9 protein-coding genes are annotated in these 12318 nt (G+C 37.4%); 8 read left to right on the top strand and 1 reads right to left on the bottom strand.

From position 1 onward, the window contains the following. Positions 1-8 precede the first annotated feature (8 nt). The 6 genes from gatC to IGJ11_RS07385 all read left to right on the top strand — a co-directional run bounded on the left by gatC (position 9) and on the right by IGJ11_RS07385 (position 6180). Positions 9-314, top strand: coding sequence for an Asp-tRNA(Asn)/Glu-tRNA(Gln) amidotransferase subunit GatC (gene gatC / locus IGJ11_RS07410; protein WP_010718983.1), 306 nt, complete (start codon positions 9-11; stop codon positions 312-314). After that, entirely contained in the window at positions 314-1786 is a 1473-nt protein-coding gene (gatA, locus tag IGJ11_RS07405; RefSeq protein WP_207431998.1) for an Asp-tRNA(Asn)/Glu-tRNA(Gln) amidotransferase subunit GatA, read from the top strand. The genes gatC and gatA overlap by 1 nt, the downstream gene beginning before the upstream one ends. Further along, positions 1783-3213 (top strand): Asp-tRNA(Asn)/Glu-tRNA(Gln) amidotransferase subunit GatB, encoded by a 1431-nt coding sequence (gatB, locus tag IGJ11_RS07400; RefSeq protein WP_034698244.1) that lies wholly within the window; start codon positions 1783-1785, stop codon positions 3211-3213. Before gatA ends, gatB begins: the two co-directional genes overlap by 4 nt. Before the next feature lie 9 nt (positions 3214-3222). Further along, complete coding sequence (locus IGJ11_RS07395; RefSeq protein WP_010718986.1) at positions 3223-4263, top strand: diacylglycerol kinase; 1041 nt, start codon at positions 3223-3225, stop codon at positions 4261-4263. A gap of 331 nt (positions 4264-4594) precedes the next feature. After that, positions 4595-5968 carry a 23S rRNA (uracil(1939)-C(5))-methyltransferase RlmD gene (gene rlmD, locus IGJ11_RS07390; protein WP_181915040.1) on the top strand — a complete coding sequence of 458 codons (1374 nt, stop codon included), beginning with the start codon at positions 4595-4597 and terminating at the stop codon, positions 5966-5968. Positions 5969-6051: 83 nt separating this feature from the next. Then, entirely contained in the window at positions 6052-6180 is a 129-nt protein-coding gene (locus IGJ11_RS07385) for a hypothetical protein (protein ID WP_010718988.1), read from the top strand. Between the two features lie 67 nt (positions 6181-6247). Here the strand turns inward: IGJ11_RS07385 and IGJ11_RS07380 are convergent, their stop codons facing one another. After that, positions 6248-7717, bottom strand: a complete 1470-nt coding sequence (locus IGJ11_RS07380; protein ID WP_251849154.1) for a helix-turn-helix domain-containing protein — start codon at positions 7715-7717, stop codon at positions 6248-6250. 204 nt (positions 7718-7921) lie between these two features. Here IGJ11_RS07380 and IGJ11_RS07375 point away from each other — a divergent pair, with 204 nt between their 5' ends. Continuing rightward, complete coding sequence (locus IGJ11_RS07375; protein WP_207432002.1) at positions 7922-10558, top strand: BspA family leucine-rich repeat surface protein; 2637 nt, start codon at positions 7922-7924, stop codon at positions 10556-10558. Between the two features lie 64 nt (positions 10559-10622). Continuing rightward, positions 10623-12158: a WD40/YVTN/BNR-like repeat-containing protein gene (locus tag IGJ11_RS07370; protein WP_207432004.1), complete on the top strand. Its 1536-nt coding sequence runs from the start codon at positions 10623-10625 to the stop codon at positions 12156-12158. The last annotated feature ends 160 nt before the right edge of the window (positions 12159-12318 follow it).

Raw genomic sequence — 12318 nt, 5'->3', positions numbered from 1 at the left:
GGGGTAGTATGGCGATCAGTGAAGAACAAGTAAAACACGTTGCCAAATTAGCAAAACTTGCGTTCGCAGATGAAGAACTTGCAAGTTTTACTGATCAATTAGGGAAAATCATTGATATGGTGGAAATGCTTGAGGAAGTTGATACAGAAGGTGTTCCATTTACATCAAATGTGGTTGAAACAGTGAACGTTATGCGACAAGACCGAGCAAGTGCTGGTTGGGATCGTGATGAATTATTGAGAAATGTACCAGAAAAAGAAGATGGCTTTATCAAAGTGCCAGCAATTATTGACAATGGGGAGGCTGGCGCATAATGACAAAACTATATGATCTTTCTTTAGAAGAATTGCACGCATTACTGGTTTCTAAAGAAATCACTGCACAAGATTTAACAAGAGCAACCTTTGAGCGAATCAAAGAAACTGAGCCAGAGATTGAAGCTTTTATTACATTGAATGAAGAAAAAGCTCTGGCACAAGCCAAAGCGTTAGATGAAAAAGGAATTGACGAAAATAATGTCTTAGCTGGGATTCCAATTGGGATCAAAGACAATATCGTTACCAAAGATCTGTTGACGACTGCAGCTTCCAAAATTCTTTATAATTTTGATCCTATCTATGATGCTACTGTCATGGACAAAGTGTATCAAGCAGATATGATTCCAGTTGGTAAATTGAACATGGATGAGTTTGCGATGGGAGGAAGTACAGAAACTTCTTACTTTAAGAAAACAAAAAATGCTTGGGACCATTCGAAAGTTCCTGGTGGTTCTTCTGGTGGTTCGGCTGCTGCAGTCGCTGCTGGACAAATCCCAGTTTCCTTAGGTAGTGATACAGGCGGAAGTATTCGCCAACCAGCTTCATTTAATGGAATCGTGGGAATGAAACCTACCTACGGACGTGTGTCACGTTTTGGTCTGATCGCCTTTGCCTCATCACTAGATCAAATCGGACCAATGACTCGCAGCGTGAAAGATAATGCATTAGCTCTAACAGCAATCAGTGGCTATGATGAAAAAGATGGCACATCTTCTGGTGTTTCTGTTCCTAATTTTGCCGAAGGATTAACTGGCGACATCAAGGGGATGAAGATTGCTTTACCAAAAGAATATCTTGGCGAAGGAGTCGCTCCTGGCGTAAAAGAAAACATTTTGAAAGCGGCAGAAACTTTCCGTTCATTAGGCGCAACTGTAGAAGAAGTAAGTTTGCCACATTCAAAATATGGGGTAGCAGTCTACTATATCATTGCCTCATCAGAAGCAAGTTCCAACTTACAACGTTTTGATGGTATTCGTTTCGGTTACCGTTCAGAAAATGTGAAGAACTTAGAAGATGTATATGTGAATTCACGTACTGAAGGTTTTGGTGAAGAAGTCAAACGTCGGATCATGTTGGGAACATTTTCATTAAGTGCTGGATATTATGATGCTTACTTTAAAAAAGCGGGTCAAGTTCGAACATTGATCAAACGTGATTTTGAAAAAGTCTTTGCAGACTACGATCTGATCATCGGCCCATCTTCTCCAACAGTGGCATTTGGTATCGGTGAAAACATTAACGATCCAATCACGATGTACATGAGTGACATCTTAACAATTCCTGTTAACTTAGCTGGTTTACCTGGAATGTCAGTTCCTGCGGGATTATCTGAGGATATGCCGGTTGGTTTACAAATCATTGGTAATTATTTTGATGAAAAAACAATGTACCAAGCAGCCTATGCTTTTGAGCAAGCAACACAATTCCATAATCAAAAACCAGCAATTTTAGGAGGGAAAGGCGAATGAACTTTGAAACAATCATTGGGCTTGAAGTCCACGTTGAGTTAAAGACCAACTCAAAAATTTTCTCTCCAGCTCCTGCACATTTTGGAGCTGAACCAAACAGCAATACAAATGTGATCGACTGGGGATATCCTGGTGTTTTACCAGTAATGAATAAAGCAGCATTAGAATTCGGTATGCGAGCAGCACTCGCTTTGAACTGTGAAATTTCTAAAGACACACATTTTGATCGTAAAAATTATTTTTACCCAGATAATCCAAAAGCTTACCAAATCTCACAATTTGATCAACCCATTGGGCATGACGGTTGGATCGAGATCGAAGTTGAAGGTAAGAAAAAGAAAATACGGATCGAACGAGTTCACTTAGAAGAAGATGCTGGTAAGAACATGCATGGTATTGGTGGCTATTCTTACGTTGACTTAAACCGTCAAGGGACACCATTGATCGAGATCGTTTCTGAAGCTGATATGCGTTCACCAGAAGAAGCCTATGCTTATCTAGAAGCATTGCGTTCAATCATCCAATTTACTGAAGTTAGTGATGTGAAAATGGAAGAAGGTTCTATGCGCTGTGATGCCAATATTTCTTTACGACCTTATGGACAGGAAGAATTTGGAACAAAAGCAGAGTTGAAAAACTTAAACTCCCTTTCATTTGTTAAAAAAGGTCTAGCCTTCGAAGAAAAACGTCAAGCAAAAGTCTTACTTTCTGGTGGAGAAATCCAACAAGAGACACGACGTTTTGACGAAACAACTAATAAAACGATTTTGATGCGTGTCAAAGAAGGTTCTAGCGATTATCGTTATTTCCCTGAACCTGATATTCCTAAATTTATGATTGACGATGAATGGATCCAAAAAGTGAAAGCAAGCTTGCCGGAAATGCCTGCTTCTCGTCGTCAACGTTATATCCAAGAATTAGGGTTACCTGAGTATGATGCAATGGTTCTAACTCTATCAAAAGAAATGTCTGACTTCTTTGAAGCGACTTTAGAGAATGGTGCGGATGCAAAACAGGCATCTAACTGGTTAATGGGTGAAGTATCGGCTTACTTGAACAGTGAGAAACTAGAATTAGCTCAAACGAACTTGACTCCTGAAAATCTAGCAGGCATGATTCGTCTGATTGCAGATGGTACGATTAGTTCTAAGATTGCGAAAAAAGTATTCCGAGAATTGATCACAAATGGTGGCGACGCACAAGATGTTGTTGAAAAAAATGGTTGGGTTCAGTTGTCTGATCCAAGCAAACTATTACCAGTTATCAACGAAATCTTAGATAATAACCAACAATCAGTAGATGACTTCAAAAACGGAAAAGATCGTGCGGTTGGTTTCTTAGTAGGACAAATCATGAAAGCAACTAAAGGTCAAGCCAATCCAGGTGTCGTTAATAAACTGTTGCAAGAAGAATTAGCAAAACGCTAGGAGTAGATCATGAAAAAAGCTCGTGTTATTTATAATCCAACTTCTGGCAAAGAATTGTTGAAAAAAAATCTAGCGGATATCCTCCAAGCTTTGGAGGATTCTGGCTATGAAGCAAGTGCGTATGCGACAACACCAGAAAAAAATTCTGCCAAAAATGAAGCAAGAAGAGCAGCAGAAAATGGATTTGATCTGGTGGTAGCTGCGGGAGGCGATGGGACGATCAATGAGGTTGTTAACGGTATTGCGCCGCTTGAGCATCGCCCTAAAATGGCGATTATCCCAGCAGGTACTACTAACGATTACGCACGTGCGTTAAAGATTCCACGGGATGATATCAAAGCCGCTGCTGAAGTTATCAAGAAGAATCAGACGGTTAAGATGGATATCGGTCAAACGGAAGATAGCTACTTTATCAACATCGCTGCGGGTGGTTATTTAACGGAGTTAACTTATGAAGTTCCTTCAGAACTAAAGAGTATTTTCGGCTATTTGGCATATTTAGCTAAAGGAGCAGAGATGCTGCCTCGAGTGAAACCAATCAAAATGCGCTTGAAATATGATGAAGGAGAATACATCGGGAATGCCTCAATGTTCTTTTTAGGACTCACTAATTCAGTCGGCGGGTTCGAAAAGATTGCTCCTGATGCCAAGCTAGACGATGGTAAATTTTCATTAATTATTGTCAAAACAGCGAATATTTTTGAAATTTTGCATATCGCAGCCTTGATGTTGAATGGTGGGCGCCATGTAGATGATTCTCGAGTGATTTATACGAAAACCAGCAGTTTGTATGTCGAAACAGAAGACGATATCAACCGACCGGTCATGATTAACTTAGACGGCGAATATGGTGGAAATGCACCTATGCACTTCCAAAACCTTCATCAACATATTGAATTTTATGCAAACATCGACCAAATTCCAGATGAAGCAATTACTGGTTCCGAAGAGGAGTTAGAAGAGGTCAGCAAAGAATTTGTCAAAGAAGTTGAGCGTTTGACTGATGAAGACATAGACGGTGACGGCAAGATTGCAGATAAAGAAAAATGACGTAAAGGGTGGGACAAATGATCGTTCCACCCTTTCGTATGATAAAAATTAATTCTTATTCATTGAAGATCATTATGTAACAGTATGTTATTTTTCTTTGTTGAGTCTAAAGCAGGCGAACGAAAGATTGACAATTGGATCGTAAATGAAGTGAAGGTATCAAGTGAATAAATGGACTTGCCAAAAAAAGGCTCTATGTGCCTAAAAAAATGTCCTGAAGCAACCCGGTACTAAGTCCCTATCCAATAAAACACAAATGATCGTTTTTTGGATATGACCGTAGTACTAAAAGCAAAACTGCTTCAGTTACAAACCTAAATGAGGAGTTATTATGAAAGAGAAACTATCAGTTAAAAAAAATGAACGTTACACATTAGATATTATCGATTTAAGTTATGAAGGTATGGGCGTAGCTAAAATCGATGGCTATCCTTTGTTTATTGAAAATGCATTGCCAGGCGAACGAGTGGAAGTGCTGGTAGTGAAAGTTGGAAATAAATTTGGTTATGGAAAAGTAGAAAAATGGCTAACTGAATCACCAGACCGTCAACCATTAAAGGATAATCGCCTTCTACGGACAGGAATTGCTCCTTTAGCACATTTAAACTATGAGCAACAATTACTTTTTAAACAAAAGCAAGTGGAAAATGTCATGAGCAAGATCGCAAAGATGCCAGAGGTTGACATTTTACCTACCATCCCAATGGAGAATCCTGTTGGCTATCGTAACAAAGCGCAGATTCCAGTGAGAAGAATGGATGGTCGTCTAGCAACTGGTTTTTATAAAAAGAATAGTCATGAACTGGTTGAAATCGAGGATTATTATATTCAAGATCCAGCAATCGATGAAGCCATCAAACGTGTGAGAGATATTTTGCAACGTTTCCAAGTACGTGGTTATAACGAGGCGAAAAATGAAGGACAGATCCGTCATATTATCATCAGAAGAGGTCATTACTCACATGAAATGATGGTCGTTTTAGTTACACGAAAAGAAAAATTCTTTAAAGGAAAGGAAATTGCTTCTATTATTCATGAAGAATTGCCAGAAGTCGTTTCAGTCGTTCAAAATATCAACGAAGAGAAAACAAACGTGATATTAGGCGATAAAGAGAAGGTTCTTTATGGTAGAAGTTATATTGAGGATCAACTATTGGGAAAAACTTACCGTATTTCCTCAAAATCATTCTATCAAGTGAATACTGAACAAACGGAAAAATTGTATCAAACAGCCATTGAATTTGCAGCGTTACAAAAAGAAGATACCGTCATTGATGCTTACTCTGGTATTGGAACGATCGGTTTATCTTTAGCTGATAAAGTTAAAGAGGTCTATGGCATGGAACTTGTTCCGGAAGCGATTGAAGATGCACAATTCAATGCATTAACAAACAAAATTGAAAATGCTCATTACGAAGTGGGTAAGGCAGAAACAGTCATGAAGAAATGGCAAGACAAAGGGATCAAACCTTCTGTGATCGTTGTCGACCCGCCAAGAAAAGGATTAGATGCACGTTTTATTGCGTCAGCCATTGACATGGAACCTGCGAAATTAGTGTATATCTCTTGCAATCCAGCAACTTTTGCCAGAGATGCAAAGTTATTTGCTGAGTCAGGCTACGAAGTGAAAAAAGTACAACCAGTCGATTTATTCCCACAAACACATCATGTGGAATTAGTGGCGCTATTAGCACCTAAGGGATAATTCAAACTTAGTGAATCATGTAAAAGAATCAGAAAACTAAAAAATGATAACGTAGCTGACAATCATGAAGAAAGGGGTACAAGATGGATACAAAGGAAAAAATGCTTGAATTGATCAAAAAGAAACAAGGCGGCGGACGTTCAAAAAAAATGGCTGAGCCTAAAAATGATCGACGGAATATGCGAAAAGGACCAAAAATCTATAATAAATAATTAAAAAGAATCAACACGAAACTAAAAATCGTGTTGATTCTTTTTTTGTTACTGGTTCAGCTAATGATCAATCATTGATTGGATAAGCTAATTTAAAAATGTATTGTTGTAGATCGAGCCATTCTTTTTTTGTAGGAAAATAAGAAAGTAAGAGTACTGGGCAAGGGAAGGTTGTATCTAGAAAATCATAATTGCAAACAACCAATGCAACCTCAGTTTCTAAAACCATCTTATGTGAAATAAATTTATTAGAGATAAAAAGAGGAACCACATTTTGTGGAAGCAATTGGCATACGAATCGAGTCAAATAGTCTTCTAATCCGGGTTCTCCTTGGAATGAAAATAAAATTGTCTGTTTTTTTTGGGTAGAGGAAGAGGTTAAATTGGCATAATGAATAATACTTAACGTTAAGGCGATATCTTGATAGTGGGTAACAGAAAAAGGTAATACATGTGTATACTTTTTTAAATAGTTCTGCCATTCTTTAAAAAGTTTTTTGACTTTCATAGGTACGCTGGTATGAAGTTCTAAAGTGATTCGCTCAAAATGAGAAGAGATTTTTGTCAGCAGACGCAGGTTGCTGAGATATCCTTTTAACTTTAATAGGTCGACATTTGTGATAGTTGTAGAATTCTGTAATGGTCGTAAAAATGGTTCATACTGTTCTAAGGTTGGAATATCTTCTGGATAGCACAGATTCAAAGTTTTATTAGCTGGGTAGTAAGAAACACAATGTAAGCGTATGAGGTAAGACCAAACAATTTCCTCCTCGGCTACTTGGGTAATACCAAATCTACTTTTAAAATACTTTTTAAAAACCGATTTAAACTGAATGAAACTTGTTCTTGCCTTAATTTCTTTACATAAGGACGGTTCGAGATGAATCATTTGTTTATTTAATAAGCGCTGTTTTAATATATTCATCCATAAGTTGATGCGAAAATAATTTGTTGCGATTTGCGTTGTCGCTTCTTGGAGTTCTTCGTATGTATTGTTGATTGTTTGATAAGAATGATTGGTCGTAAATGTTTGTCTAAAACCATGGTAAAACTCAAATAAAAAGTAACGGATATCTGCTTCATTTCCTAATAAATCTAATTGTTTAGTCGATAAAGTAAGGCGATAAAATTTTAATTCTTTGTTAATATGGCGAATGGTCTTTCTCAAAACTGAATGCGAGAGATGAAACTGTTCGGTGGCAGTTTGGAATGAATGAATACGACCTCGGTAGATTTCGTCAATCAATTTATAAACAATTGTATCTTTAGCAATCTCCATGACAATGGAATCAATCGTTTTGAATGTAGACACCATCAATCGGTAACCGATCTTTTTATAATATTTGATGGTCATTCCCTTGGGAAGTAATTGTTGTAAAGAATCAATATCCGCGCGAAGTGTCGGTGCTGTTGTTTCAAGTTCTTTCACTAGTTTTTCAGTTGAAGAAATCGAATCACATTTATGTAAATAGTAAAGAATTCTTATCTGCCGCTGTAATTGCTTGTTATTTAATAATCTGAAAAATAGGTTATTCATTCTTATTCCTTCCCGACTTTAATTAAAAGCCGCGTAATTTATTTAGTGAAATCTTTTTTATTTTAACTTGAATAAACGATGAGCTCAATTTTTTTACTAATATTTTTTTTGAAAGAAAAAAATAGAAAACTTTTCCTTCAAGTAATCGTTGATTATATAAATAGCTTTTATTTTAAAAACATGGTGAATTTAGGGGGAAAATCAATGAACAAGAAAAAGTTAGTCAAATGTTCGTTAGCGATTTGGTTGGCGACACAATCTCTGCTTCATCCGTTTTCTTATTCTTATGCCGAAGAATGGAGTAAACCAGACGAAGAGCAAGTACAAACAGCAACTAGTTTAAACGAACCAGGAGGTAAAAACGATCTGGTCGAAAATCCATTAGAAACAATGATCCAGGAACCTGATGAAAATCAGCCAGAGTTAGAAGAGTCAATGACAGAAGTTCCGCAAGAAAAACTGGTAGAGGAATCAGAGAGCCTTGATCAACCAACTGAAAGTCAATCAGCTGTTGACTTAGATCAGGATCAATTGACGGAAAACACAGAACAAGAGGAGACACTTCTCAACACTGCCACACCTATAGAAGAATCCACCGATATTGCCAGTGGTGTTTTCGGAACTTGTTCTTGGCGAATCGATGCAGAAGGTACATTATATATTGGAGGAGGCACATTGGGAGAAACACCGGTTACGTTTTTTCCTCCTTGGTTCAACAGCTATCGATTTAAAATAAAAAAAATGGTATTCACTGGACCAACGATTGCTCCTAAAGAAACTCATCGCTTATTTTATGGATATAGTAATCTTTTGTCCATTGAGAATTTAGCTTATTTAGACGTAAGTCAAGTAACGGATATGACTTCCTTTTTTTCTGACTGTCGTGTACTAAATGGCGTTGATTTGTCAGGATGGGATACGTCAAATGTCACGAATATGTCTAATATGTTTTTTGAAGCATTTGACCAAACAGAGAATCTCATTCATCTTGATCTTTCAAGTTTCGATACAAGTAATGTAGTTGATATGAGTGGCATGTTCAGTCGATGTACCAAAGTACAATCAATCGATCTTTCTAGTTTTGATACGAGTAATGTTGTCAACATGAACAGAATGTTTTTTGCTTGTAATGAATTAATTACCTTAGATATCGCTCACTTTGATACATCAAATGTGGTTTATATGTCACGTTTATTCGCTGAATGTAAGAAGTTGCGCTATGTGGATGTCTCAAATTTCGATACATCAAGTGCGATTGATCTTTCAGTGATGTTTCGTTTGAATTATGAATTAGAGAGTGTGGACGTTTCTAATTTTGATACATCAAAGGTTGTTCATTTGCATTACATGTTTGATCAATGTCGCAAATTGAAAACGATCGCAGTGGAAGGTTTTGATACAAGTCAAGTAACATCCATGAATTATATGTTCAATGGCTGTAATAGTTTAACCTCTTTGGACGTTTCTAATTTTGACACCAGTCTAGTCCAAGCAATGAGATACATGTTTGCTAATTGTGAGTTACTAGAGACGATCGATGTGTCTAATTTCAATACAGAGTCTGTGAATTATCTGACATATATGTTCTTAAATTGTTCGAAAGTAAAAAAATTAGATCTTTCTTATTTTCAGTTTGAGGATCCCGTAGAAATGGCAGAAATGCTGGCTGGAACAACGAGCCTCAATGAATTGACTCTTGGTAAAGGCTATCGTTTTGTAGATTCAGCCAATCTTCCTGCTATTCCAGTAGAAGATGGAAATACTGGTTATTGGCAAAACGTTGGTTCTGGAACGGTTACGAACCCTGCAGGGGAATACGTGCTAACTTCAGAAGAATTGATGGCGAACTATACAGGAGCGATGGCAGATACGTATGTTTGGCAGAAAGAGCCAAACTATGAATCAATTTTAGCCAAAGATTCGACGCTTTACCTTGGTGAAACCTGGGATCCACAGGATAATTTTATTTCAGCAACAGATAAGGAAGGAAATCCCCTTCCATTTGATATGAGTATGGTCAGTGGAACAGTGGATACCTCAGTAGCAGGAGTGACACCGATTACTTATACTAATGGTAGCGCTGCTCAAGTCATTCATGTAACAGTGAAAGAAAACCAGGAGAGCATTCAGGCCAAAGACTCAGTTATTTATGTGGGTGATCAATGGGATCCACAAGCTAATTTTGTTTCAGCTACTGATGAAGATGGGATGCCTCTAGCGTTCACTCCAAAAATGGTGGAAGGTTCGGTGGATAGCCAAAAAACGGGCGATTATTTTGTGACGTATACCAACGGAATAGCAAGTAAGACGATCAAAGTAACGGTCAAAGAGAACAAAGAAACACTCGTAGTTAAAGGTTCCACACTCTATGTAGGAGACAATTGGAATCCACAAGACAATTTTATTTCAGCCAATGATAAAGAAGGAAATCCCCTAACATTTGACCAGAAAATGGTTTCTGGTAAGGTGGATACGACAAAAGTTGGCGTTTATCCAGTGACCTATCAAAACGGTCATCAAAAGAAAACTGTTGAAATCCATGTGCTAGCTGAACCAACTAAAGAAAAACCAGATGCGGATACGAACCAATCGGGGGATAAAAAGCCAGTACCAGCAACGCCAAATGAGACAACGAATAACAACGATCAGAGAGATAAAAAAGACGAAGAAGATGAAAAAAATAAAAAAGATGAAAAAGATGATAAAGATGAAAAAGACGAACAAGAAGACAAAAAACTACCTACTACAGGTTATCAAAAATCAAGTCTTTCTATGATTGGCATGGCTTGCTTCTTACTTGGATTATACTTTGTTTACAAAAAAAAGATAAACGTTAAATAAAGCGTAAATCAACTAGTCAATCTCCTCGTTTTACGTCATAATGTAAAAAAAGGAGATTGGCAAGATGGATAAAGAATTATTGATTATTGAATTGATGTCAGCAAAAGCAAAGATGTTGTCTATCATCAATCAACGAACGAAAAAAATGACATGGAAAATTGGGATGTATTTTATCGCTAACTTGTTGTTCTTGGTCGGATGGGGAAACATCTACCATCATTTAAAGCAGAATCATCCACATTCATTTAAAATGGAGCGAATCACTAGTTTGTACCATTTTTCAAGTTATGTTGACTTTGCGATAGGACTATTCTTGTTTTTACTCGTTGCTGTGCTATGGTTCAAAAAGAGGAACATCTCAAGGCATTATGATCAATGGCTGGAAAAACAAGTGGCGAATATGTTACATATTTCAGTTGGCTCTCAGGACGAAAATTATCTCTACTTGAGTGATCATAACAAAAAGGAGTTTACACTTGCGAAAAAGAGGCGTTATTTTCTGATGCAAACGATGGAGGGTGTCTCACTTTTTCTAGGAGAACAACTTACTTGGTATGGCAGTAATCGATACTATGTTTTTATGCAAGTAAATGAACCGATAGACCAAAAAAACAAAAAAAGAATTGAGCCTTTTTACTCTCATTTAGCAATTGGAGTTGGAACACTCTTATTGATTGGCGGGGGTGTTTATCAATTCATTAATGCAGGACCAGTAGCAACGAATGTACACTCTATGATGCAAAGCGAAGAAAAAGTAAGAAAAATGCCAACTTCGACTAATCAGGACGGTTTATTGAAACCTGTTCAAACATCCGTTAATTTGACCACTGAGCAAACGAATGACGTAAAAATAGACCCAGAAACACAAGCCTTGTATTTGACGACGAATCAAGGAAAAGACTGGCATTTCGTTCCAATTGCTGTGGACTGGTTGCGTTTTGGTGACTATACTTTGACTTCGGGTACTGTTGCAAAAGGGGAATGGATGGACAAAACATTTGATGTTTCTCCTACTTTTTCTTGGTTTATCTATTCACCTAATCAAAAAAACGTTTACCTATTATCATCAGCTGATAATGGGAAGACGTGGCAAAAAAGTCAGATTACAGATCAAGGCGGACAGGTTCGTTATCGTAAAGCAAACTTTTTCACAAACGATCAAGGCGTCATGGTATTTTCATCCTCTACAGGAATGTCTGCGGAAAGTCTAAAAATTTATACGACCAACGATAAAGGGCAAAGCTGGCAAAAAAGCGGCAGTACCATCGTAAATCAACCGATTCAAAATGTTAGTTTTGTGACGAAGACATTGGGTTTCCTTTCTACAAGAGAAAACATCTATTATACGAATGATGGGGGACTAACATTCAAAGAATCCTTGGTAGCTATCCCGGGTGAGTATCAATTGGGAGGGATCGATTTGTTCCAGTCACCAAATGAAGTGGTACAAGTAAGTGCCAATAAATTGGAAACCAAGTTTTACCTCCTAAAAAATGGATCGATCGATACAGGGAAAATGTTTGCTTGTCTTTTTTATTCGACTGATGGTGGAGAAACATGGCAATTCGAACAACAATTATCGCAAGTAGAGAATCGCTAAAAAAGTTTAGATGAATTTCAACACCAAAAAGGAAACGGCGTAAGGAGAGACAATGACAATTTATGTAAGTGAAAGTTCTCTATGTAACGATTGAATTTGTGAATAAGAGAGATTGAAAGAATAGACCCATAAAAAAGAGCCTGGACTTTTTTCCAAGGCT

This window comes from Enterococcus sp. DIV0691, assembly GCF_051711145.1.
GTDB lineage: Bacteria > Bacillota > Bacilli > Lactobacillales > Enterococcaceae > Enterococcus_B > Enterococcus_B hirae.
This window is presented reverse-complemented; position numbering and strand designations above follow the sequence as displayed.